Origin of the sequence: Streptomyces sp. NPDC050534 (assembly GCF_044457745.1) — a bacterium.
In the GTDB taxonomy this organism is placed as follows: Bacteria; Actinomycetota; Actinomycetes; order Streptomycetales; family Streptomycetaceae; genus Streptomyces.
The window spans coordinates 1-25847 of sequence record NZ_JBITHF010000021.1 but is presented as its reverse complement, the minus strand read 5'-3'; the positions used below and the strand labels follow the sequence as shown (position 1 = coordinate 25847).

Annotated in this window: 20 protein-coding genes; 7 read left to right on the top strand and 13 right to left on the bottom strand. The window is 69.0% G+C overall.

The window, feature by feature from the left end:
* The first annotated feature begins 397 nt into the window (after positions 1-397).
* Positions 398-967 (top strand): restriction endonuclease, encoded by a 570-nt coding sequence (locus tag ACIBN2_RS43390; RefSeq protein ID WP_399143262.1) that lies wholly within the window; start codon positions 398-400, stop codon positions 965-967.
* Between the two features lie 127 nt (positions 968-1094).
* Here the strand turns inward: ACIBN2_RS43390 and ACIBN2_RS43385 are convergent, their stop codons facing one another.
* Entirely contained in the window at positions 1095-2075 is a 981-nt protein-coding gene (locus tag ACIBN2_RS43385) for a hypothetical protein (protein ID WP_399143260.1), read from the bottom strand.
* Positions 2076-2329: 254 nt separating this feature from the next.
* Positions 2330-2644, bottom strand: coding sequence for a hypothetical protein (locus ACIBN2_RS43380; RefSeq protein WP_399143259.1), 315 nt, complete (start codon positions 2642-2644; stop codon positions 2330-2332).
* Between the two features lie 324 nt (positions 2645-2968).
* Here ACIBN2_RS43380 and ACIBN2_RS43375 point away from each other — a divergent pair, with 324 nt between their 5' ends.
* Positions 2969-3424 carry a hypothetical protein gene (locus ACIBN2_RS43375; protein WP_399143258.1) on the top strand — a complete coding sequence of 152 codons (456 nt, stop codon included), beginning with the start codon at positions 2969-2971 and terminating at the stop codon, positions 3422-3424.
* A gap of 836 nt (positions 3425-4260) precedes the next feature.
* Positions 4261-4449, top strand: a complete 189-nt coding sequence (locus ACIBN2_RS43370; RefSeq protein ID WP_399143256.1) for a hypothetical protein — start codon at positions 4261-4263, stop codon at positions 4447-4449.
* A 1174-nt stretch (positions 4450-5623) separates the two neighbouring features.
* On the opposite strand, the gene ACIBN2_RS43365 is transcribed toward ACIBN2_RS43370, so the two are convergent.
* The 7 genes from ACIBN2_RS43365 to ACIBN2_RS43335 all read right to left on the bottom strand — a co-directional run bounded on the left by ACIBN2_RS43365 (position 5624) and on the right by ACIBN2_RS43335 (position 13732).
* On the bottom strand, positions 5624-6829 hold the full coding sequence (locus tag ACIBN2_RS43365) for an endonuclease domain-containing protein (RefSeq protein ID WP_399143254.1): 1206 nt from the start codon (positions 6827-6829) through the stop codon (positions 5624-5626).
* A 217-nt stretch (positions 6830-7046) separates the two neighbouring features.
* Positions 7047-8117 (bottom strand): hypothetical protein, encoded by a 1071-nt coding sequence (locus ACIBN2_RS43360; RefSeq protein WP_399143252.1) that lies wholly within the window; start codon positions 8115-8117, stop codon positions 7047-7049.
* A gap of 218 nt (positions 8118-8335) precedes the next feature.
* Positions 8336-9373, bottom strand: a complete 1038-nt coding sequence (locus ACIBN2_RS43355; RefSeq protein WP_399143250.1) for an AAA family ATPase — start codon at positions 9371-9373, stop codon at positions 8336-8338.
* Positions 9361-10914 carry a transposase gene (locus ACIBN2_RS43350; protein ID WP_399143249.1) on the bottom strand — a complete coding sequence of 518 codons (1554 nt, stop codon included), beginning with the start codon at positions 10912-10914 and terminating at the stop codon, positions 9361-9363. The genes ACIBN2_RS43355 and ACIBN2_RS43350 overlap by 13 nt, the downstream gene beginning before the upstream one ends.
* Positions 10915-11163: 249 nt before the next feature.
* Positions 11164-11880, bottom strand: coding sequence for a TnsA-like heteromeric transposase endonuclease subunit (locus ACIBN2_RS43345; protein ID WP_399143247.1), 717 nt, complete (start codon positions 11878-11880; stop codon positions 11164-11166).
* A gap of 421 nt (positions 11881-12301) precedes the next feature.
* Positions 12302-13111, bottom strand: coding sequence for a hypothetical protein (locus ACIBN2_RS43340; RefSeq protein WP_399143245.1), 810 nt, complete (start codon positions 13109-13111; stop codon positions 12302-12304).
* 141 nt (positions 13112-13252) lie between these two features.
* Complete coding sequence (locus tag ACIBN2_RS43335) at positions 13253-13732, bottom strand: hypothetical protein (protein WP_399143244.1); 480 nt, start codon at positions 13730-13732, stop codon at positions 13253-13255.
* 1065 nt (positions 13733-14797) lie between these two features.
* Here ACIBN2_RS43335 and ACIBN2_RS43330 point away from each other — a divergent pair.
* From ACIBN2_RS43330 to ACIBN2_RS43315, 4 genes are read left to right on the top strand one after another with little or no spacing between them, the layout of a single operon-like run.
* Entirely contained in the window at positions 14798-15622 is an 825-nt protein-coding gene (locus ACIBN2_RS43330) for a hypothetical protein (RefSeq protein WP_399143242.1), read from the top strand.
* Between the two features lie 53 nt (positions 15623-15675).
* Positions 15676-16272 (top strand): helix-turn-helix domain-containing protein, encoded by a 597-nt coding sequence (locus tag ACIBN2_RS43325; RefSeq protein WP_399143241.1) that lies wholly within the window; start codon positions 15676-15678, stop codon positions 16270-16272.
* 28 nt (positions 16273-16300) lie between these two features.
* Positions 16301-18379, top strand: coding sequence for a hypothetical protein (locus tag ACIBN2_RS43320; protein WP_399143239.1), 2079 nt, complete (start codon positions 16301-16303; stop codon positions 18377-18379).
* Positions 18379-19101, top strand: coding sequence for a helix-turn-helix domain containing protein (locus ACIBN2_RS43315; protein ID WP_399143237.1), 723 nt, complete (start codon positions 18379-18381; stop codon positions 19099-19101). Before ACIBN2_RS43320 ends, ACIBN2_RS43315 begins: the two co-directional genes overlap by 1 nt.
* Before the next feature lie 456 nt (positions 19102-19557).
* Here ACIBN2_RS43315 and ACIBN2_RS43310 read toward each other — a convergent pair whose 3' ends face one another.
* The 4 genes from ACIBN2_RS43310 to ACIBN2_RS43295 all read right to left on the bottom strand — a co-directional run bounded on the left by ACIBN2_RS43310 (position 19558) and on the right by ACIBN2_RS43295 (position 25518).
* The gene (locus ACIBN2_RS43310; RefSeq protein ID WP_399143236.1) at positions 19558-20136 is read right to left on the bottom strand and encodes a hypothetical protein; all 579 of its coding nucleotides are present in this window, start codon (positions 20134-20136) and stop codon (positions 19558-19560) included.
* 153 nt (positions 20137-20289) lie between these two features.
* A complete protein-coding gene (locus ACIBN2_RS43305; protein WP_399143234.1) occupies positions 20290-24255 on the bottom strand; it encodes a hypothetical protein in 3966 nt (1321 codons plus the stop codon).
* A 454-nt stretch (positions 24256-24709) separates the two neighbouring features.
* Positions 24710-24907 carry a hypothetical protein gene (locus ACIBN2_RS43300; protein WP_399143232.1) on the bottom strand — a complete coding sequence of 66 codons (198 nt, stop codon included), beginning with the start codon at positions 24905-24907 and terminating at the stop codon, positions 24710-24712.
* Between the two features lie 221 nt (positions 24908-25128).
* The gene (locus ACIBN2_RS43295) at positions 25129-25518 is read right to left on the bottom strand and encodes a hypothetical protein (protein ID WP_399143231.1); all 390 of its coding nucleotides are present in this window, start codon (positions 25516-25518) and stop codon (positions 25129-25131) included.
* Positions 25519-25847 lie beyond the last annotated feature (329 nt).

Sequence of the window (25847 nt, the reverse complement as noted above, 5' to 3'; positions counted from 1 at the left end):
TCAGTGGTGCCCCCTGGACTTGGTTCTGGGCGCGCCGCAGTGCGCCGGAGGCCACGGTTAAGGGGTGACAGGCACGTTGACGATAGTGCGCCCTACCCATGGCGATCGTGCTGGCGTCGCCCTGGTCGGTTATCTGGTGGCCATGCGGCTGGAGTGGCTGTTCCGTGGTTGGACGACGGTAACCGTTCAACATCGACTTCACCCGCTCGACGCCGAAACCCGCAGATCGTTGACGCCTTCCTCGTGGCCGTGATCGCTGTGCGGGACCCAGGCGGCAGAGCTCGACGCTGAGCCGCACATGCAGCGCACGGCATTCCGTCCATGTGGGTAAAGCGTCCGGCAGAAGGGGAGCTAGCAAACGCGAGGTGGCCGACCAGGGGAGGGGCTGGGCATGCCAATGGTGGTGCTGCTGGCGTTAGGGCTGGCCGTGCTGGCGGCGGTTGCAGTGGGGCTGGTCCGGGCGGGGCGGCGGGAGGCGCAAGGCGAACGGATGCGGCTGGCGCAGGAGGCCCAGCTGCAGGCCCGCCGGTCTTTGGACGTCGTGTGGGCGATGGGGGACCGGGAGTTCGAGGAGCATGTGGCAGAGTTGTGCCGCCGCGACGGCTGTACCCGGGTGCAACGCGTCGGCGGCCGGGCGGACTTGGGCGCAGATGTGATCGGCTGGATGCCGGACGGCCGCAAGCTCGTCGTGCAGTGCAAGCGCTACGCCAAGCACCGCACGGTGGGCAGCCCGGATCTGCAGAAGTTCAACGGCACCGCCCGCAGCGAACACGGCGCAGACGTCGCGCTCTTCGTCGCCTCCTGCGTCTTCACGCGACACGCCCGTTCCTTCGCGGCCCGCCACCGGCTGACGTTGATCGACGTCGATCTCCTCGGCTTCTGGCACAGCGGCACACCACTGGACAAGCTGCTGGACCTGGACATCGGCCGCTCGGGAACCCATCGCAAGCTCCAGCCCGACCGGTGAACCGGGGGGAACCTGCCGAAGAGTTGCCCTGATCCCCATGGATGCCGCATGACACCGCAGGCTGCCCGGCAACGGCGTGCACACAGCGTAGCCCGCACGCCGGTGCCGGGCGCATGGTCAAACCTCCTCACGAGCCGGCGTCGAAGAGAGTTTCCTGTGTGCCGGATGTCTGGCGGGGCAGCCGGGTTGGCGGCGAGGGAGAGGCCAGCGCCGCACGGCAGTCGGCCCGCAGTGCATGCAGCGGCTGGTCACTGCCCAGCATGCGAAGAAACTCCGGGCAGGTCCAGGTGACCAGTCGGCCCTGCCGGGACAGGTAGAGGCTGACCCGGTCGATGCGGTACCGGTCCTCGTAGTCGAGGAGCAGGTAGCCGGCCAGCTGATGGATCCCATTCGCCTCGATCCGTTCGGGGCGGATCGTTGCCTTGCAGTCGATGAGATTGCCCGCCGCGATGAAATCCGCATCCGCGCCACCGACGTCGTCACTGCCGCCGAATGTGGGAGCGCAAATGCACTGGCCCGCCGGCAGGCGGGCAACCCAGCCCAACGACTGCTCTGCACCGGCAAGTTGGACCTGGCGCGCAATGTCCGTGGGCACATATGCCGGGACGTCGGCGAGCAGATCCTCCAGGCTGCCGCCCGCAGCGAGCCGGAGCAGCGGATTGCCGGGAAACAGCCCGGCACGGAAGATCTCCTCGAAATGGGAGGCGACGAAGCACAGACGGGCCAGCCGTTCCTCTTCCTCTCGGGGACGGCCGACCAACACGGCAGACTGGCTGTCCAGTTCGGCCAGCAGCTGTCGGCCTGCCCGCTGGACGGCTTCCCCGGCCGAGCGGCCGGATCGCTCGGCCACCTCGCCTTCCGCGAACATGACGCCGGCGCTCACGGCAGTGTCGAGGGGGGAACCGAAGGCCACCCGCAGCCGCCGGTCGATGGCCCGCCCCAGACTGCGGTAGTCGGACCGCTGACCGCCTTGCGGCCTGATGGTGGCCGAAGGGGGCGGCAGTTGACTGCGGATGCTGCCGAGGACGTGCGCCGTACGGGGCAGACGGACGGCCAGGAAGCGGGAGACCGGCGAGTTCGGGTCTTTCAGATTGCTCGTGAGGCTCATGCCGGGAGCATGGAAGAAGGCACTGACAACGGCCCCTTTTCCGTTCGCACATCACCCGAACATGCGAACATCCGTCCGATGTGGAGGGCTGTAACTACCCCGGTGAGCGCCGCAACCGGCCTGCAGCGCATGGCAGATCCGCCGTTCGATCCCGCCGCGCCGAGCAACGCGCATGGTAGTTGGCACAGTTCGGCTCTGGATCAAGAAGGGATGGGAAACCGGAGGGGAGTCGTCGGGCAGGTGCAAACACGGGATCACGCACGGCATGCCGCCCCTTGGGCTATTTCGATGGACTTGGGCCGGTTGTCCGAGCCGTGGTGCAGGATGAAGGTACTGCGCTCCGTTGCCGCCGCAAGGAGCGCGGGCAAGGGCTGCTGCGTCTTTGGGGGGCGTTCGTGTTCCAGCGTCATCTTCACCGCCACGATGACGTGAATGTGGTGATGTCCGCGCTGCACGGCGATTCCGAGAGCCTGCCGGTTCTGATCACACTGGGAGCGACGCTGCACCAGGACATGGCGTCGGCGCTGCGCGAGGTTATCGCGACCAGAGCGTGGCAGGGCGACGTCCATGTCCGCAGGCTGGCGGCCCAGGGGAGCCCGCACGGCGCGATAGGAGTGAGGGAGCGGGTCGTTGGTGGCAGCGATGACCTGGCAGCCGTAGCCGTCGGGGGAGGGGTCGTCGGCGGCCGAGATCAGTGTGTTGATCAGCCGCAGGCTGGCAGCGATCGTGGACGCGCTTGAGGCCTCCGGCGTCCCCCACGGCGGGCGGCCTGCACTTCAGGGCGTGACGATACACATGGGACTTCGGCAGCCAGGGCAGAATCCGAATTTGTCTCCGATGCCGGCAGCGACCAGCTGGACCTGGCATGACTGGTTCTCACACAGGCGCATCCCATGGGTTCCTCGCCACAGCAATGCCTGCTCGTCGTCGCTCAACCGGCGGACGTGATCACCTTCGGTTGCGTTGAAGACGCCGCAGCTCGTGCACGCCCATATCCCTTCCGAAGCGCCATCTGCGCCGCACATACGGCACGGGAACGAACTGCTCAACCGGGGCAGGCGATCCTGCTGGAAAAGGTGGTGAGCCTCTTGGAGCTGCCGGATGACTTCTTCTGCAATGTCTGCGGGGGTTGTGTCGGAGCCGCGAGCTGCCTCCCGGAACCAGTTGTGGATCGTCATGAGACGCTGGCGGTGCGCCAGGTTCCTCAGTTCATCCGTCACGGCTGGGCTCGCGTCGAACCGCGCGGCAAGGAACAGATCGTGCTGAGCCCACGAACCGTGTCGTTTCACGAACCTCAGCGCTTGCATGACTCCACCCTGTGGATCTTCCTTATGTCTGCGCATACCTGAACCTGCTGCGGTGTCGTCAAGCTCGCGAGAGGCATGAGTGGAGCGCCGGCGGGTGGGATGAAGGCTCCGTCGGCCGCCCATGAGGACGTCGGCTTCTCTGCGGCTTGCTTACCCGCTTCCTCGGCGCGCTTCTCTGCAGCTGCGGCCCGCGCCTCCGCTTCTTTGAGCGCTTCTTGCAGGCCGCCTTCCACGGCACGGAGTTCAGCGCCTCTTGGCCCTTCGGCATTCCGGCGTGACCGGTTGCCCGCGTAAGCAGCCCGCAGTTGTGCCTGCTTCACCACGGTCCAGCGCTCACGCCACTCGGCAAGGAGCTGAGGGTCGTCTCGCAGCTGGCGAACCAGCTCGCTGACAAAATCGAGAGAGGGCAGGCGACGCCCGGCGAAAACGTCTGAGAGGGACGAGGTGGGCAGGCGGCACCGGCCAGCCCGACGAGCCGCCTTGGATATCTGGCTGCGTGGTGGTGCTCCGCACGCGATGTGGAGTTGATGCAGCCTGTCCGCGAAGTCGGCCAGGGCACGTTCGTATGCCGCGCTCGCGTCATCTTCAGGCTGCTGACCGTGCGGATCCTGCATCACAGCCCCCCCCATGTCGCGTATGAGCAGGATAGAGGGCTTCGCGCGGACAGGGTCAGCGCCATTCGAATTTCCTCGAACTCGAACATAGGGTGCAAGCCGGTAGCTGATGTACGAGCCCGTTCGCCAAGGTACGGCGGGCATCGGAACTCACCGGGACTGGTCTGATTCCTCGCGTGAGGCGTAGCAGCGGCTGTCTCATCAAAGAACTGCGAGCCCATTCCGAGAGCCGCAGGCCTTGGCAGCGCCGGGAGGAACTGCGCCATGACGAAGGCGATGAAACAGAGGGCTGGACGGGTCACCCCCACCTGGAAGGTTGTCCTCGGCCGCAATGGGCTGACGGTCAAGGCGGGTCGGCATCTGCGCGTGTTCGTGTCTCTGACCTTGCTGAGCTGGGTCCTGGGCCTGGCAGGCTTCGTGAGTGCCGGTTCCTACCTGCGCTGGCTCGGGTGAAGAGTTCGCCGGAACCAGATGCCGTGCGGGGATGGAATGTTGAGCCAAAGACGGTTGCACGGGCTCGTCCGGCGGGCATCGCGACCGGTGAAGCCGAACTGCGTAGGGCAGGTGAACGGGCGCGACCGTGCTCTCCGGCGGCAGGTCCACGGCACAAGGCCGTGCGTGCCGAATACCGAGCAGCAGGCCACGGTGCTCATCCCTGCATCGCCCCCTGCGGCCGCAGGCTCGGGAGCAGGGAGCAGGCACTGACTTCGACAGGCGTGAAAGAACTCCGAGTTCGTTCCACCTCCCCTTCCCGGCCCTCGGCCACAGACTTCAGGCGGGTGGTGCCCAGACGGCTGGCGCGGCGGTCGTTGACCGACGGCACGCATTGATCACCATGCCCTTCGCATGGCCACCGTCACTGCAGCTGCCACCGCCCGCGATGCCCGCACCGCCCGGCCGGCGAACCGGCCCGCTTCGACACCGACCGTGTTCCGAGGGGCATTTCGCACGCACCGGCCCACTCTTCTGCGCCACAACCGGGGCAGCCTCGTGGGAAGAGACGCGCAATGCGTAGAACAAAACCTGCGCCACGCTCCGTTCGGCGCAACAGCGAGCGGGGCCACTCGGTTGGCGGGCGACGCGGTGGCTCGCCCGCCGCTGCCGTGGTGCCTGGACCATATCGGCCATGCGCCCACTTGTGCGGCCGTGCGCCGAGCGATGCGCGGACACGGATAGTTATGATCATTGGCGGCGGCAGGGTAGAACTCGTACACAAACAAAAGGGCCCCCAGCGCACCGGCTTCCCAACCATGACGCGCTGAAGGCCCATCCCAGGAACACCTGGAAGGTGATACGGATGACCGTACCTCAGTGTGTAATTCCCCCCGTTGAGGGCTGGGCACACGGCGCGAGCGAGTGGCATCGGGTCGTGATCACCGTGACGATCACGGTGATCGTGACGGCGTGCGCCGGACTGCCCCCTGAGTGGATCACAGCTGCTGCCGCGTTGCTCGGCGTGCTGACCCCGACCGGCCCGCGCCAGCCGTAGGGGCAGGGCAGTGCCCCACCGGGGGCGGGGCACTTGCACCGCGGGCCGTTCCCGCGCCTTGCGTGCGAACGGCCAGCGGCCTGCGATGCGAGGCCCAACGCCGTACCGGTCCATGCCACGCGGCTGCCGGCTTTTGCGTCAGGCGGTGGCGTCGCCCTCGCGGCGCAGCACGTCGTCGACGAAGTCGCTGACGAGGGCGAGGACTTGGGCGGTGGGGATCACCTGTACCCAGCGTGCCTCGCTGCCGTCCTGATGCCAGCAGGCAAGGTGCATCGACACCGACCCGTCTGCCTCGGTGCGGCAGAACTGCCTGCGGGTTACGGCCGTGCAGCCGTGGTGCGGATCCGGGGTGATGGCTGCCGCCACCACCTCGAGGTGATGGCGGCGAGGCAGGGTGCGCCCGTCTTTGCATCCGGGGCAGCGCAGCAGGTGCCGGACGCCATCGCCTGCGCTGCGCTGGAGGAAGTTGGATCCCCCGCCCTCGGCGGTGTTGCAGCTGCCGCAGACCGGTCCGCGCACGAAGTCGTGGTCGTGGCAGTGATCCCAGTAGGAGGCGCGGCGCGGGTTACGGCATAGGGAGCACAGGTAGTGGTCGGCCCGCGTCCGTGAGCTCAGCGAGCTGTAGGGTTTGCCCTTCAGGTGGCCGCGGTAGGGCCGGTACATGCTGCTCGCGCAGGACGCGCAGAGCGTGACGAAGCTGGCCGCGCTGGAGCTGCGTCCCGTCCACGGGTCCACGGCGGCATCGCACTTGCTGCAGGCGGCGGCTTTGGCGCTGAGGATGTCCTCGGCTTCCTCGGCACGGTCCAGCACGGCGGCGTAGGTGCTCGGGAGCATCCACTGGGTGCCCGACCAGGACATGAGCGGCACGGGCAGGGTGCTGGCGATCGTGACGTTCTGGTAGCGCTGCAGGAACGCCTCCCAGGTCATGTCGCAGGGCAGTCCCTGGTCGTTGAGCGGGCACGGCCAGTTCTCGTGGCGGCAGCCGGTGGTCCTGTGCCGTTCGCAGGCGGCCCGCTCCAGGCAGCCGTTGATGTGTGAGCGCCAGCCGGCGCCGGCAACCGGCGGCCGGTTGCGGCCTCGGCGGGCCGGCGGGAGCGCGCTGGTGAGGACGCCGGTGTCGACGACGAGATCGGCGAGCGCCTGCCCGGCGCGGCGGATGTCTTCCTCCATCAGCCGCCAGCGGCCCTTGTGCTTGTACCCGCGTACGGGGATGTCGCCGATGAGGGCGTGGTCGTTGGCCATGAAGCGATAGGAGTTCAGGGCGTCAGGGGCTGCCTGGATCAGATGACCCCGGGTGAGGTCGGTGAGCATGCGTTGCGCCAACTTGAGGTCGATCAGGGGCATGGCGTCCTCCTGGGGGAAGGCGAGTGGATGGGGCGCAAGGGCGTGCGGCGCCGGGCGGCGGGACGGCGGGCAGCCGGGTCCCCGTACGGTGATTGGGGCGAGGCCGGGCAGGCCGGGGCAGAGCCCTACGGCGGCGAGGGGCATCCTGCTCGCCGCTGCCTGAGCGGCCCTCCCGAAGGGGCGGGGGAGAGTGGGCCGGGCGCCGTGGTGGGGGTGGTCAGGGTACTCTCCGGGGAGGGTGCAGGACGGCTGCGGGGTCCCAACCGCCGGTCAGGAACGCGGCCTTGGCCTCCTCCACCACGCTGCGGACAGGGCGGTCGGTGAGAAGGCCGGCCCGCTCGCTGTACTCGCTGGGCCGGGCCGCCGCCCGGTTCACCGTCCACAGGGCGTCACCGCTGATGCCGTTGACGGATTTGAGTAGCCACCCTTGCAGCGGATCGGTTCGTGCGGCCTGCCGCGGGCCGATGCGGGCACAGGCGGCGAGCCAGTCCGCGAGCCACGGCCTCTCCACCCGGCGGCCGATCTCCTGCCGCAGCATCGTCTCGGCGGCCGCCACCCCCGCGGTGGCGGCCTTCGCGCGCAGCCGCTGCCGCCAGGGCGGGTTGCTCAGCAGCCGGGCGACGGCGATCGTCTCCGGATACGCCAGCAGGGCATGCGGCATGACGGCTGCCGGAGTGCATCCGGTGACCGAGGCCAGCCGGCGCGCACGGTCCTGCCAGACCGTCTCGGCCTTCCACCCCTGCACCTGCCACGACCACACCACCGCCGCGGCGAGCGCCACCACCTGTGCGGCCTCCGGGCGGGCCTGCGCCAGAGCGACATGGCGGTGGTGGGCGGTGAGGATTTCAGGCAGCGATGTGAGTGGAATACTCGCCGACCCCGCGGCGTGCGCGAGGAGCCAGCGACCGTGACGCCGGCAGACATGCCCGACCGCTTGCGGGTAGAGCAGCACGCTCTGCCCGGGCAGCCAGGCCCGCCCGCAGCAGGAAGGACAGGCCGTCACCCACGCCGCGCACGGCGCGTACCAGGCGGCCTTGCGGATCTCGCGGTCCGCGATCCGGCTGTGTGTGGTGGCGAGGCTGGGCAGCGCGGAGGTGAGCCCGCTCAGCGGCGTGCCGGCGAACCTGGCCAGGGCTTCCCGCGCGGGCACGTTGAGGAACAGCTCCAGACCGGTCGCCGGCGTGCCGGTCACTTCCACGCTGCGCGGGCCGCTCAGGATGGCTCGCAGCAGGTCTTGGGCCGGCAGGCCGAATCCGGCGGTCATCCGTCGCAGCCATGAGCCGGTCAACTCCTTTCCTACGGGCGGAAGGTGTCTCGATTGGGGGGTGGTTCGGGGGGATGCCACAGCGTGGTCCTTTGAGACGGGCACCGATACGAACGTCGGGGACGGGGGCATGCGGTGCCGGGCCCTTCCCGCGACGGGGGAGGGCCGGATGGAATCCTCGAGCCGCAGCGGTTGGCGGTGATGCGGCGCCAGGGCCGCATCACCGCCAACCGCGGCCGCCGTCAATCGGTGCGGCGCTGCTTACGCGTGGCGCGTGCCGCCTTCGTGGCCTGGATGTCGAGCACCACCTGCGACAGCAGCTTCTTGGTGATGGCGTGGCTGTTGTCCACGATGGAGCGGATCGCGGCCTCCCGCACCAGCAGGGAGAGGCTGGCCATCACACCGCCGGTGAGGAGATGGATGTAGTCGGCGTGGCGGACGAGTGTGCCCGGCCGGTGCCGGGGCAGCCGCAGCGCCGCCTCCATGCCCTGCAACAAGTCGCGCCACGACGTCTTCTGCTCGCGGGTGCCGTTGAGCAGCGGGGGAGTGCGCAGCATCTTGCAGCGGGCGGCGAGCTGGGCACCGCGCGGCCCGGACAGCAGCGGGGAGTTCTCCACATCGACACCGGCCAGCACGAATGTCGCCGGCACCCGCTCCGCCAGGGTCTTGACCTGGTCGGAGCTGTCGGCGCCAAGCCGGGTGCGGGTGTTGAGCAGGTGGACATCGTCGAAGAACACCAGCCGGGTGCGCCGCTCACACAGCACGTGGCACACGGCGTCGGTGATGGTGTTCTCGGTCATCCTGGGGTGGACGGGGATGCCGGCGAACCGGGCGAGGACCTGGACCAGGCTCTTGGGATTGCAGGTGGGCGGGATAGAGGCGAACGCCACCGGCATGGAGCCCTCGCGGCCCGCCAGGCGGCGGCGTTCGCTCAGATGGAAGGAGCGGGCCAGCTCCGCGAGCGTGGTGGACTTTCCCGCCCCGGGGGGCCCGGACAGGATCAGGCCGCGCCGGGCGGTGCCCCGCTGCTTGTTGTTCACCAGCAGTGTGTGCCGGAGCTCGATCTGCGCCTGTTGCATGTGCCGGGTCAGGAGGATGACGAACTCGGAGTGGTAGTCCAGCAGCTTCTTGCGGTCCCAGGACGGATCGTCCACCGGCGCCGCAGGCACGCGCGGGCGGGACACTTCCGCCTGCCACAGGCGGACGTTGGTGACCGCGCCGGGGGGCACCATGTCGTCGTCGAAGAAGCCGTCGTCTGCGGCGAGAGTTACGGCAGCCATGGGGTGTCCTCCAGGTCCGTGTCGCTCAGGATGAGGGAGCCGCGGCCGGGGTGGCCGGTCTCCGATGCGTCGTCGGGCAAGGCGAGGACTTCCTCGTCGTCGTCCTCGTCGGGGATGGTGTCGTCGTCGAATCCGGGATCGGCGTACACGCCGGCCAGCCCGAAGGACAGGGGGGAGACGCTGAGCACGTCGAGGCCGCCCTCGGGGGCCGGCACCGCGCCGGACGCACGGGACTTCGCCATGACCCGCCGCTCGGGCGCGGTCAACTTCCCCTTGCCGGAGGCGCGTTTGAGGAAGTCGTTCAGTGCCAGCGCCAGTTCCGCCTCGTGCTCTTCACGCGACCCGGTGCGCTCGACGGTCTTGCAGATGTGTTCCCACACGTGGTGAGTGAAGAGATGCTCGACCGAGGTGGCATGGATCCACGGCAGCTCCCTGAAGCCCTCGGGCAGCCGCACCCAGATCCTGACCGGGTCGTAGGGGTTGTGGTGGATCTCCCACAGGCCGTTCTGTGACCGCTCGCCGGAGTCCTGCCCGCGGTGGTCGTTCAGGCACGGGTCATCGAAGGTGCGGTAGTCGAACCTGATCCCGCGGTCGGTGATCGGCCGCCAGTCCTCCGGCAGCATCTCCACGAAGTCGTCCGACGTCAGGGGGACCGGCACATAGCCGGTGACGGGCAGCAGCGCCGCCCACATCTGGTTGGGGGTGAGGGCCTTCTTCGGCATCAGCGGGTGCCGCAGGCCGTCATGCGGCCGGTGGTGCCAGTGGATGAGGAACTCTTCCCACAGCGCCTGGATCTCGGCGGCGGTGTGCAGCGGCTCCTGTTCGACCTTGGAGCCGCGCTCACCGACATGGGAGCCGGTGTAGCCGGGAAGCCACTGGCAGAACAGTGAATTGATCGAGCCGAACGACCGCTCCTCGTGCGCCTTGGCCGGCCCGTTGGCGGGCGGGACGGGCTGCAACGAGATCCCGAGGCTCTCGCACGCGGCCTGGGTGGCCGGTGAGATGAAGACCTTGCCCTGGTCGACCACGACCGTCTGCGGCATGATCACGGGGCGGGCCGCCGCGTCCTTCAGCCGCTCATCGACGGCTGCGAGCCGTTCGTGCGGCACGACGGACGCGGCCATCGACAGGCAGGCCGGCCAGCCGGGCCGCATCACCATCGGCGTCATCATCTGCGCCAGCAGCACGGCGACGTCGGTCAGCTTGCTTCCCGCCGGGCGCAGTACCCCGCACAAGCTACGTGTGGCCAGGTCGAGAGCCGTGGTCAACTCCAGCCGCCCCGGCACCCCGTCGTCCAGCATCACCAGGACATCCATGGGGGTGCTGTCCATCATCACGATCTCGCCCGGGCGCAGCGCCAGCGTCGGCGTGAACGGCGGTGCCGGGCGGGATGCCCGGGCACGCCGCTGCGCCACGGTCCCCTGCAGGCCGAGGGATTCCTCCATGGCGCTGAGGAGTTTGTTGAACGTGGCCTTCGGGGGCACCTGGACGGTGTTGGCGCCGTGGTGGTCCTCCAGCCACCACTCCACCTCCTGCCGCATCCGCGTCTTCGTCGACGGTCGCCAGGAGCCCCATCTGCGGCACCCGCAGCGGCGGCGGGCCGTCCACGAGGGCGAAGGAGTGATCGCTGAACAGGGCGGCCGCACTGACCGTCGCCAGCCCGCCGGTCGCGGCGTCCGCCTCGGCCAGCAGGATCCGGGCACCCGCCGTCGACGAGCCGTCGATCCCGGCCACGGTCCATTCCCGGCCGTCGAAGCGCACGGCCGAGCCGACCGTCAGCGCCGGCCGGGTCACCGCTTGGCCCCGTCCTGCACGGCCACCACGGCAACGACGCGCTCATGCAGCGGGGCTTCCAGCGGAACGCTGAGCAGGCCGGTCCACACCGCGTGGAACACCGCGGGCCACACGGCGATCGGATCACCCAGCAGCAGCACCCCCGCGATCAGGGCCATCGGCGTGCTGAAGCACTGGGTCACGGCCGACAGCCAGTCTCCGGCACACCGCGGATGCCGGTAACCGGCCAGCCAGCGCACATTGGCCTCCACCGCACGCGGCGGCGGCCCGACCAACCGGTAGTGCCAGCCGGCCGCGGCGGCCGCGGCCTCGACATGAACGGCCCGCGACACCAGCCGCCGCCCGGCCCCGAAACGGCTGACACAGTCCATCAGCAGACCGCTGCCGTCGCCCAGGCGTGCCATCAGATGAGGGGCGTGTGCCACGGTCTTTCCGCCCCGGCCCTGCCACAGCAGTTCCACCGGCCGGCAGGCCAGCGCCACCGTGCTTCGATCATGGTCGAGCATCATGACCTGCGTGCGCATGGACTTGAAGCCGTAGTGCACCAGACGGCCGTCGGTCGCCGACCACCACCAACCGGGCGCCACCCGGCGGCCCTTGAGCACCGGGAACGCCCGCACGGGCTGGCATTCCTCCAGCCGCCGCTCGCCGGCGGCCTCCAGCCACGGCATTTCATGCTCGATGCCAAAACGGTCGATGAACCGTGCGGTCATGTGAGCGGGATGCGCCACGCGGCGCCGGGCGCGGGATGGCGGGGCGCAGTCAGGCGGCTGTCCCGCAAAAGTAGCAGTGGGCACGAAGCAACTCCCTTTCCAGAAGGAGGAAATGAGGGCACGTGCGGCCGTCCGGGGGCGTGCAGCGGCGTCGGCGCAGGGCAGGACGAAGCTGCCCCTGGCCGGCGGGGCCGGGCTGCCGGATCGGCCGCACGGGTGGGTGGAGGCAGGCCGGCGTGCACCAGGGCGGCGCAAAGCGCCGCATCGGGGCAGGGGCGCACCAGTTCGTTGTGGCGGGTGCGGCTGGCGGCCGGCGGATGGCCGCCAGCCCCGCCCGCCACGGATCAGGGCCGCACCGGCGGCACTGACGGACGTGAGAGGGAGGCCCGCGGCACCACACGGCCGCGGGACGCCGGCAGGATCAGGCCGGGGTGAGCTCCAAGACCTGGGCCAGGTTGTCGAGCACGGCACGGTAGCGCTCGGGAGAAAGCGCCCTCAGCTGGCTGTTGGTCATGCCCATCAAGGTGTCCAGCTCCGGCTCGGGCTCCGGCTGCTCCAGCTTGGGAGCAGGATTCGCACCCTTCACACCCTCGGGGCCGGCCGCCGCTCTCAGGGCCGGGGCCGGCCACACCAAGCCCTGCCGGTCGCGGTGCACCAGCATCGCCAGCCCCAACCAGTCGACCAGATACACCCCGCGCCGGGGCCTTCCGGGCAGACCGTGCTGCAGGAGCCGCGCCAGCTCATCCACCGGCATCGGGCCGTCCCTCAGCGCTTCCCACGTCGCGACCGCCGACCAGTGCGGAAGGAACTGGGCCTGGAACTGCAGCCGCGCGTGCGTCTGATCCTCCCGCCACCGCTGCGCGATGCTCCAACCCGTATCGGTGACAACGAACTTGCCCCGCTCGCCGGTGAACAGGCCGAGGTGGCAACAAAAGCGCAGTGTCTGGGTGGCGGTCTCGGCCGTCACCCCTTCCTCGCGGGCCAGATCTGCGCTGGCGACGGTGCGGCGCTCCGTGCCGCTCCGTTGGGCGCCGGCCAGGAAGAGAGACACCTGACGCTGCAGGCTCGCGCGATCGGTGGGGACCGTGCGCTCGCCCGGCAAGGCGGGGGAGGCGGTCCTGTTCTTGAAGACACCCGGGGAAGCGGTGTCGGAGGAAGGCGAGGAGGGCGTGGAACCGGCGTGGGAGAACAGATCTTCCATGGGCGTGAGGACTTTCTGGTTGTGCGACACGTGTGGATGACACGCAACGCCCCGGCCCAGCACGCTGGGTATAGTGGCGGCGCGTGTTGGCGTGAGGCCAAACATGCGCACCGTGGCACCGCCGGGTCGGTCCAAGGAACCGGCGGTGTTCACGCATGTTCGGCCAGATATTCAGGGACCTGTGGACATGGCCCACTCTCCATCGAGCCGGTAGACACCGACGCGCGGCTGCATGAGCAGCCCGCGCTTCTTCAGGCGCACCAGTGTCTTGCTCACGTACTTGATCTTTACGTCGGGGCGCGCCCGCTTGATCTGGTCCGTGATCTCTTTCGTCGTGGCCTCTTCCCGTTCCAGGAGCAGCGCACGGATCGTTTCGGGCACCGTCGGGCGGGCATGGGACGTTGTGCCGTCGCCCGTCTCCTCGGCGGCGCCGGCGCTCGCGCCTGCCTCCGCGGCAGTGCTGGTCCGGCGCCGGTCAATCTGCCGGTCGACGGCAGCGAGCAGGCCCCCGGAACTGTCGGCCATGCCAGCAAGGACCTCCTCCTGGCTGCGTACCGCGGAGAGTTCGCTCTCCAACTCCTGCCTGCGCTGGCGGACTGCTGCAAGCAGCGCGCTGTCCTTGGTCGCCAACTCGGCGACCTGGAGCCGCATACGGCGCAGAGCGCGCAACTGCACAGTCAGTCCCTCCCTCCAGGCCGTGAAGAGGCCCCTTTTGCAGGACGCGAGTCTAGGGACACCGTCATGGGGGCCGCGTCGAAAGCGGGACAAGGACACACGGCCCCGCCCCGCACACTCGGTGCCTGATATCGCTTCCACCTGCGGAAACGAACAGACGACCCACAGGTGCAGCTGACCTGGAAGTACGCCTTTAAGAGTGAGACGGGCCGTATGCCCCGCAGGACACAGCTTGACGTTGTACGAGAAGGCGCCCCGATCGCTTCGTCATCGGCCGGAGCTGTGCTCTCAGACCTCCTTCGGGGGGCGCGGCCACGGCCTGCCGGGGGGCACGGGGCGCCCGGCGCCCCGCGGTGGGTTCACGCCGCCTTCAACGCCCGCTGCCCTGGGTGCACCCCGCTCTCATGGCCACGGCCGGGCGCAGTCCATACGGCGGAGCCAAATGGCCTTTCCTGCAACCGAGTTGGCGTCAGCGCGAGGAACCGTGAGGGCGATCGCTGCATCCTGGTCGCCTCGCCGGCACGCGCCGAAGGCCCGTCGCGGGGCCCGCCGTGCCCGGCCCCGCAGCGTCGGGAGGGGGGCTGGGAGCGCTCTGCCTCCCAGACTTCGAGGCGGCCCGCACAGAGCGCACCCGCCCGCCCGGTCGCTGCGGCTGCTGAACTGGTGTTCTCCTGCTGCCCCTTTGGACTGGCGCCGACGCCACCGCTTGCCTGCATCGGTGCAGTTCACACAGGGCATCCGACAGGAGAATCGTTCCCTGCGTGCACGGCTGACGGCCGCTGTTCGGGCATGCTGGAAGCGCAGTCAAGCGGTGACCACACCCCGCTTGCTGCGACCGCGTGATGCTGGAACGAGGCTGGCGGAAGCCTCCGCCCGGCGCCTCACGTGACAGCTTGGGCCGGGCGATCGGCCTGCCCGGCCTGGCCTGTCTTGCCCGTGGCGGTCTGTGTCTCGGCCGCATCGGATCCTGACTCTCCCCGCCCGCGCTGCGGCCCGCCGCCGGCGGCATCCCTGCGCCTCGACACGTCTGGCAGACACCCTATGGACTCGCCTTCCACCGCCCAGGACGACCTGCTCAAAAGGGGGCCACGGCCCCCGGAAGATCTGCTTCCCCCGCCCGCGGAGCGGCAATGCCTCCGCGAGCGGTGGGGAGCGACGATCGAGGAAGTCGCCGACGCCCTCAACGCAGAACCCGAGACCATGGCCGCCTGGGAGGCCGGCCAGCACACCGCGGACCCGGCCGACACGTACGCCTACCTGCGGCTGCTCAACGCCTTCCGCGATCAACTCCCCACCGTCCACGAGCCGGACTGGGCGGCCCTGCGCAAGCGGCCGACGCCGTCGGCGTCGGCCGCTTGCGCCCCCGCCATCCCCGCCCAGAAAACCGCAGGGCGCGCGAAGGCCAAACCGGCCCGCCGCGGGGCCCTGTGGACCCAGGAGGAGAAGGACTACCTGCGCGCCGGATTCCTCGACGGCACCACCGTCCTGGAGCTGGCCGAATCCCTGGAACGCAGCGAGAAGTCCGTGCGCTGGATGCTGCACCACCTGCACCTCATCCCCTTCCCGGCCGACGACGTACCCACCCCGCGCGTCAAGCCGGAAAGGCCCAAGGCCTACACCGTGGAGGAAAAACGCATGGTCCACCCCAACGCCTACGCGCCGTGGAGCACCGAGGAGGAACAGCTGCTGGCCGAACGCTGCACACAGGGGGCGTCCCTGGCCGATCTGTCCCGGGAGTTCGGGCGCAACCAAGGAGGTATCGCCTCTCGCCTCATCAAGATCGACGCGGTCGGTCCGGCCGCCGGAGAGGCCTGGGAGTACGGGGGAGATGAGCCGACGCTGCCCTTTGACACGGACTCCCCTTGACCCTAGAATTAATGCCTAATCAGATATCAGAGTAGGAATGTAGGGGTGGTGTGGTGCTGCTGACGACCGGGCAGGCGGCCGAGGAACTGGGATGCGCCATCACCACCCTGCGGCGTCTCGTCCAGGCCGGGCTGCTGCCCGGCCTGTCCCGCCGCGGCGTCCGCGTCATGATCCCGCTCACCGTCGTGCAGGCCCTCAGCACACGCCGTCCGGCATCCCTGCACTGCATCGAGGCCAAGGAGATCGCCGTGCTGCGGGTCGACGCGGCACGGCGGGTGGGCGAACCGGACCGGGACTGGATCGGCTTCGCCGCCACCCTCGGCGCCGACGACCTGCTCAAGGCGCTGCGCGGCTGGTGGCGCTGCGACCCGGTCAGCGTCGCCACCGGGGGAGTGGTGCCGGTGACCCTCTCCGGCTACGTGGTGGCCGTCCTGACCGGCCTGCACGCCTGGGAGAAGAACACCGAAGGCCGTCACGCCTTCCCCGACGCACGGTTGGCCGGCTACGTCACCGACCTGGCCGCCCCCCAGACCGTCCTCACCTCCCGCATGGACGGCGACCGACGGCTCGCCGAGCTGCTCCTGGGCGCCCGCCTCGCCTCCCACTCGGGCGGAGCGATCGCCTACGTCCCCACCCGCCCCGCCGGCTGAACCTCCGCCCTGGACAAGGAAGCCCCCGATGGACGCACAGAGCTACAACGCCGCGCTCACCGCACTGCGTACCGTGCGCGACCAGATCAAGAAGGTGCGGGCGGACCTGGCGAAGCTGGAGGCGGACCGGGACCAGCAGGTCGCCCAACTGGCCACCTACGACAAGGCGAAGGCCGAGCGGATCGCCCCGGCCGCCGGGCTCAGCGTGGCCGACGTCGTCGCCCTCGCCCCCGCCCTGGCCCCCGAAAGCCTCGCCGACACCGCCGCCCCCCCGGCCGAGCCCCCGGTCCCCGACAAGGCCACGGCCCCCGACGGCGGCAGTGCGCCGCAATCGGCCCCGCAGCCCGCAGCGGTGCCCGCCACGGGCGCCGCCCACCCGCCGGCCGCCCCCACCCCGGCGCCCCTGGCATCCCTCCAGGCCGCGCGGACGCTGCCCTCCATCCCGGAAGGGGACGGCGGCAACGCCTGGTTCACCCACACCGCGAACCTGGCCTCCACCCGCCCCAACTTCACCCAGCAGGCCCGCTCCACCCTCTTCCTCGACACCGACACCGGCGTCCTGGTCCACCGCCAGCAAACCCACCACCTCGACCTGGGCGACCGGTCGGCCGCGAACATCCTCACCGCGGTCTTCCATACCGTTCCCGAGGGCGCAGAACGGATCTACATCACCGCCGGCGCACCCTGGCACCAGGGCGCCGACCGCTACCCCTACCTGCGTGACGCGGTCGCCGCCTGGCTGAACGCCCCCGCACCGGGCTGGCGCACCGACACCGGCCGCGGCCGCGACCGGATGGCCGGACACTTCGTCCACGCCCGCCACCCCGTCGGCCGCTACCAGCGCGAAGACGGCAGCCAGCACGTCGAAATCCGCTCCGTGGGCGAGTGGTTCGACCTCGACGGCGACACCCCGCACACCGTCCGCGACGCCTTCGTGCTGCTGTGGCAGGCCCTGCGCCGGCACTGGAACGACGCCGTGGTCATGGGCTCCCCGTCCCAGACCGGCCGCGACCTGTGGACCCGCACCATCCCCGCCCGCGGCCAGCACGCCGACGGCTTTCCCGTGCTGTCGGAGGAACTGCGCGGCCTGCTGCACGCCACCGCAGGCCAGGGCCGCAACGAACTCATCGTCCCGCCCCGGGTGCCCGAGCAGCTTCCCCAACTCGTCGAGTACGACCGCACCTTCGCCTACGCCAAGCACACCTGGAAGTCCCCAGTCGGCACCCCCCGCCGCATCACCGCAGCCGCCTTCGCCGCCTGGAGCGAGAAGGAGCAGGCCCGCGCCCTGTACGGGTGCGGCCATTGGCAGGTGAAGGTCACCGTTCCCGACACCTGGAACCACATCGGCCTGCTGCCCGCCCCGGCGCCCGGCGACCGCGCCTGGCACTACCCGGCCAAGCCCGGCACCACCTTCACCACCTGGGCCGGCGGCCCCGAGATCCACACCGCCCTGACCAACCCCCTCACCCCGTGGAAGGTCGAGGTCCTCGACGGCATCCTGTGGGACGACGGCAAACCGCTGGACGACTGGGCCAAGAAACTCAAGGAGAGCTGGACCAACCTCTCCGCCCAGGCCCACTTCCAGGGCGACGCCCAACAGGCCCGCGCCGCCCACCTCGCCTCCCGCGCGGTGCGCTCCATCCTGCTCTACGGCATCGGCTCCTTCGCCCAGCGCCCCCGCATGGTCACCGGCACCACCCCCCGCACCGCGGAGCGCGACGTGCCGCCCGACGCGGAAATCATCAACTTCGACGACGAGTTGATCACCTGGCAGCGGCCCACCGGCTTCGCCCGCGACCCCAACGCCCACCCCGAATGGGCCGCCGCGATCTGGTCTGGCGCCCGCGCCGCCCTGCTCACCCAGCGCCACCGCGACGACGACACCTACGCCGGTGCTCTGCACACTCCGCCCGGCAGCGTTGTCGCCTTCCGCACCGACGCCCTCTACCTCACCCAGCCCCAGAACTGGCCCCACCATCACCAGCCCGGCGACTACCTGCTGCGCGGCCACCTCACCGGCCCGCTCACCGCACCCACCACCGATGACGAACTCCTCACCCTGCGCGACGCCGGACGCACTGCCCTCACCCCCGGGCAGGAGGCCTGATGCCGCCCCGCGCCCGCCGCAACCGGCCCGGCCACCAGAGCGAGTTGAACGAAGCCGCCCAGCTCGCCGACCGCCTCCAGCAGGCCGGCTACACCAAACGCGACATCGCCCGCATCATCGCCCGTGACCCCTCCCTGGTCTCGCAGTTCTACACCAGGAACAAAGGCGCCGCCTTCGTCACCGCCCTGCGCGAAGTCCTCACAGCCGTCGAAGCTGGCGGCATCACCGACCTGCCCGAACTCACCGCCATCGCCGCCCGCCACACCCACCGGCGCACCACCGCCTCCGGCACCCGCGCCCGGGTCCGCGGCAAGGCCGTCCTGATCATGCCCACCGGCACCGGCACAGGCCGCGTCGGCGCCCAGGCCATCGCCTCCGGCTCCGCCCGCCTGCGCCCTCTTATCGCCGAAGCCGCCCGCCAGGGCCTGCGCATGGCCTTCACCGTCCGCCTGGCCAAAACCGCCTACGTGCACCCTTCAGGCAGCGCCACCGACTCACCCGGCGTCCGCCGCGACGTCATTCAGCGCGCTGACCACACCGAAGAACGCTCCTACGGCTCCGCCCAGACCGGCGGCTTCGACGCCGCGGACTTCGCCCACCGCGTGGACGCCGCAGGCGGTGACGTCACCGCCGCCGTGCACGAATGGCTGGTGGAGACCGGCCGCATCCAGCCGGACGCGCACATCCTCCACCTGGAGATCCGCACTTGGCGGCCTCGCTAACGATCCCACCCACACGGTGCTCCTGCGGCGAACGCACCATGGTGCGTTCGCCGCAGGAGCGAGCGAGAACCGCGGTGCCGTGCTCATGCAGCTCATTGGGGAGACGCAAGCTGATCTTGCTGCATTGCTCGGTGTGAGCCAGGACTGCGATCGCCTGGCAGCGCACCACAACATCGCGGTACTCGATCTGCTGGCCTGCCCCACCCCGGCATGCGGCTTCCAACGGGTCGTCTTCGCCAGGGTGGCCCCGGCAACGGCTGTATCGGCGGTCTCGGACCCGGCTTGGCCGTGGAAAGCAATGACGATGCACTCCGCTTGCTGTGGCACGTCCTGGCCGGGGCAGCGGCGCCAGACTGCGCTTCAACCGCGCCGTCTGGACGGGATCAGCAAGGAGCCGGACGCCGCAGCCCCGGCCCTGCGTAGGGCCAGGGTGATTCCCCGGCCCTACGCGGTGTGTCAGGCGATGTTCCTCGTCGCCTGCTCTAGGTCGACCTGGCCCGCATCGGGACGGATGGGACTGTTGAATGGTCCGGCGGGGTCGACACCCATGCTGTTCAGGCAGTGTGTGACGATGAGATCCTGTCCTGGCACCTGTCGGGGAAGTACGGGCCGCCAGCTCTCCAGGTCGTAGGTGTCACCAGTGATCCACTTGCTGCCTTCCCGGGGCAGCGCGATCCACGAGTTGAGCTGGTGGCATTCCAGCTGGTCCCAGATGGTGTCGGCCAATCCTCCATACAGTCCTGGCACGCATGCCTGGATCGCGTGCCACTGCTCGACGACCGCGTCACGGGGAGTGGGTGAGAAAGCGGCATTCCACCGGGCCCCCTGCGTGGGGGTGAGCACGATCTGGAACTGGCCGTCGCCCCACGAAGCGACTTCGATCTTTTCGACGTACTTGCTCGGCCCGCAGTACGGAGCGGGAGCAGCCTGCGCCGACGGTGCAAGCCCCATCAAACCCAATGCGGCTGCCGCCAGTGCGAGGAGCGCTGCGGCCGGCTTGCGGCCCGCGCGGCGGGGGAGTTTTGCTCGCTTCATGAACGCGTGCATTCCCTTCAGGAGGTGAGCTGTGAGAGCCCGTTGAGGTTGCGTGGATGCATTCAGCATGGCGGCCGCGGTCGTCTCTTTGGCATGGATGCGGGCCTGGAAGCCCAGGTCGGACAGCTATTGGACATTCGTGAACAAGTGAATTCACGTACAGGGCGGCTCGTAGCGGCGATCCGCGGGCAGGTACTTGACCCACTCCTTGCGTGTGAGCGGGTCACCCGTGGTGCGGCAGATCAATGCGATCGCGTCATCGACGTCGGTGGACCAGATCCAGGCCTTCTTCTCGTCACCGCCTGCGACCAGAGTCCGTGTACCGGGCCGGAAGCTGACCGGGTACATAGCGCCGCTGCTCATCCGCAGCGTCGCGTCCAGGGTGGGCGCTTCGTGGCCGTGCATGTTCCACAGCCATACCGAGCCATCGCCTGCGGTTGCGGCCAGATGGGCGCCGTCCGAGGTGAAGGCGAGGGAGAAGACGTAGCCGTCGGGGCCGGTTAGCGGCTTCCCGACGGCTCGGGGACGGTCCGGGTGGGTGAGGTCGTAGAGCCGGACGGTGCTGTCGGCGAGGCCCACGGCCAGCAGGGTGCTGTCCGGGCTGAACACGGCCGAGTAGACGTAGTGCTGGGCGGGCGTCAGGGGCTCGCCCACAGGCCGCGGGTTGCCGGGGTCGCTGATGTCGAAGAGCCTGACCGTCTTGTCTGCGCTGGCGGCCACTAGGAGTTGGCCGTGGGATGCGAATCCGACTTCGGTCACCAAGCTGGCGAACTTGCCCGGAGTAGCGAGCAAAGTCGGGTGTTCGGGTGTTCGTACGTCCCACAGGTGCACGGCTCCATCGCGTGCCCCGGTGGCCAGCGTGGTGCTGTCCGGGCTGAAGGCAAGGCTCTCCACCTGCAAGGGATGCGCCTTGAGTGGCGGTCCCAGCCGGGTCATGCGGGTGGAGCCGTCGAGCCTGTAGAGCTGTACGGTTCCGGATCGGCCGTGCCCCTCGGCGAGGAGCCGACCGTTGGGCGCGAAGGCGATCGTGCCGGAAAAGCCGTCCGGGTTGGAGAGGGCGGGCCCGAGCTGGCGCGGAGCCTGCGGGTTGCTGACGTCCAGGAGCTGCAGGTCGCTGCTGCCCAGAGCAAGCCTTTGGCCATCAGGGCTGAAGCGGGCTGCGCTGACGGTGTAGGTCATGCCCTCTAGTTGGGGGGAGGCCACCGGCCACAGGCGGGCGATGCCGTCGTTCGCCCCGGTGATCACACTCGTGCCGTTGGGGCTGAACCTGACAGAGGTAACGGGGGCGGGATGCGGCAGCGTGGCCAGGGTGCGTCGGCTGGCGATGTCGATCAGACGCAGTCCCATATTGCTGTCGGAGCTGGCGATCGCGAGTGTGGCGTCGTCGGGGGAGAAAGCGACCGCGTTGACGTACGTGGCTGCGCCGCCGATTGCCTTGCCGGCCCGGCTTGGGTGGCGGACGTCCTCCGTTGACCAGAGGTGAACCAGGTTGTCGGCGCCGCCGATGGCGAGCAGCCGCCCGTTCGGGCTGAAGGCCAGGTTGCCCACGGCCTTCGTGGTTGCGGGAACAGAGATCGGGTCAGTCGGGCGGAGAGGGCTGCTGATGTCCCATAGCTGCACTTTTCCGTCCTCCTCACCCACCGCGAGTTGTTTGTTGCCCGGGCGGAACGATACGGATTTCGCCGGCGCACTGGCGTTGACGCGCACGGCCCTGCCCATCGTCCTCACCGAGAGCCCCTTCACCCCCCACAGCCGCACGCTGCCGGGCGCGACTCCGTCCGTCCCCGGTTCTGCGATGGCAGCGGCCATCAAGCTGCTATCCGGACTGAAGGCCACCGAGTAGACCTTCGCGCCGAGCGAGGTGAGCGACCGAAGCGGGCGGGGCGCTGTGGGCTGGCGGGTATCCCACAGATGGATGCTGCCATCAGCGCAGGACGCGGCCAGGAGGTTCCCGTTGGGGGAGAACGTCAGCGCATAGATCTTCCGGCAGATCAACCCGGCTGGTTCAGGCAGCGCTTTGGGGCGGCCGGGTTCGGACAGGTCCCACAGTCGCACGGTGTTGTCCACCGCTGCCGCAGCCACGGCACCGCCGGGATGTATCGCGACCGCATACATGAGGCCGGCGTCCCGACCACCCAACATGCGTACGGCTGGCGGAAGCGCTGTTGCTTCGATCAGTGCCGAGCGCGCCTCGGTGGTGGGGTAGATGCGGTAGGCAGCCAGCGCCAGTTGGCGCGCGAGGTTGACGTCCTTCAGGCGCAATACGCTCGACTGGCTGGCCAGCGTCCGTGACTGAGCCTCATCACGCTGCTGCCTGAGATTGCCAGCCTGGTCATACACGCGGACTGCCAGCGCACCCACTGCCAAGATCAAGACAATTAGCACTGCTATCGTCGTCCGTAGCCTTCGTGCCTTCCGCTGCGCCTGCTTGACGGATGCATCGATGAACGCGCGCGCCAACTTCCCTACGTCAGCCGGATAACGCTCACCCCAGACCCGGGCGGCCTGGAGTCGGGTCGCGTAGTAAAGATCGGACCTGGGGCGCTTCTTGTCGTCCCAGTGTCGGGCATCGGCCGTCACCTGCTGGGCCACCAGGCGGCTGCTGTGGTCAGCTTCGAGCCACCGACGCAGCTCAGGCCAGGCGGCCATCAGCGCTTCATGCGTGATCTCCACGGTGACCTCGTCGAGAGTCAGCAAGCGACCCTCCACGAACCTGTCCAGAACCTCTTCTGTCTGGTATTCGTCGCAATCGATGTCAGCGAACAGGTCCATCAGCGTGATCTGGCGGCGGGTGGCCGCTCCAGAGGGCGAGACGTGCACGAGATTCAGGAACATGCTTCGCGCAACGGCCTTCTGACCACTCGGCAGGTCGGCATAGATCTTCTCGGCTGTCGCTCGCAAGGCACCCTCGACGCCGCCGACCGCCTGGTAGTTCGCTACCGTCATCTCCCTACCGTTACCGCGCTGCCAGGTCATCTGCAGGGCGTGGGACAGCAGGGGAAGGACGCCCGCCTGGTGCGCGAATCTGCCTCCTCGCGCAGAGATATCGCCGAGTACCCTCTCCACGAAGCCGGCCTCCGGTTGCACCCTGAAGGCGCGGGCAGGCCGCCCGACGACACTGGCGAGGTCTTCATCACTCATCTGTTCGACCATGACGGGAGGCCTCTTGCCTGTCAGCGTGCGAGAGGGATCGCGCAGCCGCACAGCATCGAGGAAGTCCAGCCGCACTCCGAGAATCAGGATCCCGGCCGTGGATGCCGAGGTCATCATGCGCAGCACAGCAAAGAACGCTTCGAGTGTCCTCTCGCCGTCCGGACCGTCCTCGGCGCCAACCAGCGCGCGTTCGAACTGGTCGATGATGACCACGACCCGACCGTCCGCGTCCGATGGTGGCTGTTCACCGGGACACGACGCAGCGAGCTGCTGCATGAGAAGTCCGACAGCCTGCGGTCCGCCGCCCAGTCTGGCCGCGGTCTCTTCCACGTCCGTGCCGAGGCGGGCGGCTGCGGCCCTGGCCAGACCGAGCAAAGGGTCTCGTTCATCGCTCTCGCAGACCACCTTGAGCACCGGCCATCGGGAGCTGCCGGGGAGCTGGTTCTCGCCCAGCGCGGGAACGATTCCGGCATTGAGCAGTGAGGACTTGCCCGCTCCGGAGGCCCCGGTCAGCAGGAGGGGACCCCCTCCCGCCTGTAGCGCGGCGAGCTCGTCCAGCACGAGCCTGATGATCGCGCCCCGCCCGTAGAAGACCTTTGCATCCTCTGTGCCATAGCTCTGCAGGCCCCGATAGGGTTCGGTGATGTGCGGGGACGGGCGTGGGCGCGACCGTAACTCGCGAGCGCTCTCCAGCCACCCCTCCAGGTCGTCCTGGCTGGTCACGCCGAGAGTTTTGAGCACATGCACGAACGCCGGCTCATTGGCTTTCCTTACAATGCCGCCTTTTTCCCAGTGCTCGATCGTTGAATGAGCAACTGGATGGACCTCCTTGCATTCTTTCGCCAGTTGACGCAGGGAAAGCCTGGCCTGCTTGCGTAGCCTCTGCAGGTCCTTTCCGAAAGTGTACTGATCTTGAAGTTCCTCAGGGGAGCTGAACATCGGTATCTGCGGCGGAAGTTCGCTCACGGGTCTCCTCGTTGAGCACCACAAGGCAATCGGCCTGACGATACTGGTTGAGACACGCCACTCGCACTGCGAAAGCGTCCGATTTCCGTCCGATCCAACATAGTTGCTGGTGAACGCCATGCAGGGCGGTTCTTCCCTCAGGTACCCGTCTGCGACGGAAGGGGAGGGCCGGCAAGCGAGAGCCACTGGTTGATTCCAGTGGCGCCAGGGACGATCTTCAAGAATGTGTCAGATGATGAAGAATCGCTTCTGGCTCCCAGCTTCTACTCGGACACCCACGAAAACGTTTCTGCAGGCGCAATGGACCACAGTGCAGCGGCCGCTGGCACTGTCTAATCGTCGTCGCGTACCTTTCCAGCCGAGGAAGCAGCTGTCCGATCCTGGCCGACAGCGCTCTTCGGACGGCGTTTTCCCTTCCCGGGAACGTGCCGCCCTGAATACGGTGAGCCGACCCTCACGTGCACGATGCGTCACTGGAACCAATGGACAGCTTGTTGCGACGCACGGCCGTCTTCTGATCGCTTCCCAGGAGGATCGCGATGCCCACTTTGTCCTCGGCACCGGTCAACCCCAGTGCGGCCCGCCCCACGCCGCGCCCGTCTTCCCCCACGTGGCCGCAAGTGGTCAAAACCCTCGGCGTGTTGCTCTTCACGGGCTGGATGCTCGCCCACGGGTACAACGGGTATCCGACCCTGGCGGTCACCTTTGGAGCCGTCACGATCGCCTCCGGACTGTCCAGCGTTCCGCATGCCCTTGCCCGCGTCGTACGTGCCCTCCACACGGATCCGCAGTGACGGGCAGTAAATACCGGTGCTGAGCCGCTCACGGAGGACCGCTTAGTACCCGCCTCCGGGTCACCTGGCTCACCGTGGGTCACCCGCTGGGGAAGAGCTCTGCGACAGATTCGGCTGTCATCAAGTTCCCCCGGGTCGGAGATAGCAGCGTGCCGAGCCAGCCGTCCCGGGGCAGAAGGGCTTCGACTGTCTCCCGGGCCTTGCCGCGGGCCTCGGCGTTGCCGTCACCACACAGAGCGTCATACTTGCGCAGCCGGTCGGCCAGCAAGTCGTACAGGCGAAGGGCTGCGGCGTGGTTGATCAGCGCGATCTTGTCATGCGCCGCCTCGGCGGCATCTTTCTGAACGGCGGTGGCAGGGGTAAGCAGGCAGCCGAAGACGCGGAGCCTTACAGAGCGCCTGATTTCGACCTCGATCTGCCCGAGCAACTGATTTACATCGGTCCGGATCAGCGGATTGGGTTCGCCCATAGGGACGGTCTTGACCTCCCAGACGCGACGCTCGGCACGCTTGGCAGTGGACCAGCTCCAGAGGTGTAGTCGTCCCGGATCCGGCTGATCTGGTGCACCAGCCGGTCCACCGACACACTCGTCATCCGCTTGCGCAGCATCGTCACCGTCTGCTCATGCCACCAGGCCCACAACTGGCGCATGAACGAGTCCTCATGCCCCTGCGGGAGCGGGGGGGGGGGGGGGGGGGGGGCCCCCCCCGGCCCCCGCGGGGGGCGGGGGGGGCGGGGGGGGGGGGGGCGCCCCCGGGCGCCAACACCCCCCCCCCCCCCCGCCCCCCCACCCAAACC

Excerpts from the sequence above, each read along its gene's own strand:
- ACIBN2_RS43390 (WP_399143262.1), top strand. The coding sequence starts at position 398 with ATGGTGGTGCTGCTGGCGTTAGGGCTGGCCGTGCTGGCGGCGGTTGCA.
- ACIBN2_RS43385 (WP_399143260.1), bottom strand. The coding sequence starts at position 2,075 with ATGAGCCTCACGAGCAATCTGAAAGACCCGAACTCGCCGGTCTCCCGC.
- ACIBN2_RS43380 (WP_399143259.1), bottom strand. The coding sequence starts at position 2,644 with ATGGACGTCGCCCTGCCACGCTCTGGTCGCGATAACCTCGCGCAGCGC.
- ACIBN2_RS43375 (WP_399143258.1), top strand. The coding sequence starts at position 2,969 with ATGGGTTCCTCGCCACAGCAATGCCTGCTCGTCGTCGCTCAACCGGCG.
- ACIBN2_RS43370 (WP_399143256.1), top strand. The coding sequence starts at position 4,261 with ATGACGAAGGCGATGAAACAGAGGGCTGGACGGGTCACCCCCACCTGG.
- ACIBN2_RS43365 (WP_399143254.1), bottom strand. The coding sequence starts at position 6,829 with ATGCCCCTGATCGACCTCAAGTTGGCGCAACGCATGCTCACCGACCTC.
- ACIBN2_RS43355 (WP_399143250.1), bottom strand. The coding sequence starts at position 9,373 with ATGGCTGCCGTAACTCTCGCCGCAGACGACGGCTTCTTCGACGACGAC.
- ACIBN2_RS43350 (WP_399143249.1), bottom strand. The coding sequence starts at position 10,914 with ATGCGGCAGGAGGTGGAGTGGTGGCTGGAGGACCACCACGGCGCCAAC.
- ACIBN2_RS43345 (WP_399143247.1), bottom strand. The coding sequence starts at position 11,880 with ATGACCGCACGGTTCATCGACCGTTTTGGCATCGAGCATGAAATGCCG.
- ACIBN2_RS43335 (WP_399143244.1), bottom strand. The coding sequence starts at position 13,732 with ATGCGGCTCCAGGTCGCCGAGTTGGCGACCAAGGACAGCGCGCTGCTT.
- ACIBN2_RS43330 (WP_399143242.1), top strand. The coding sequence starts at position 14,798 with ATGGACTCGCCTTCCACCGCCCAGGACGACCTGCTCAAAAGGGGGCCA.
- ACIBN2_RS43320 (WP_399143239.1), top strand. The coding sequence starts at position 16,301 with ATGGACGCACAGAGCTACAACGCCGCGCTCACCGCACTGCGTACCGTG.
- ACIBN2_RS43315 (WP_399143237.1), top strand. The coding sequence starts at position 18,379 with ATGCCGCCCCGCGCCCGCCGCAACCGGCCCGGCCACCAGAGCGAGTTG.
- ACIBN2_RS43310 (WP_399143236.1), bottom strand. The coding sequence starts at position 20,136 with ATGAAGCGAGCAAAACTCCCCCGCCGCGCGGGCCGCAAGCCGGCCGCA.
- ACIBN2_RS43295 (WP_399143231.1), bottom strand. The coding sequence starts at position 25,518 with ATGGGCGAACCCAATCCGCTGATCCGGACCGATGTAAATCAGTTGCTC.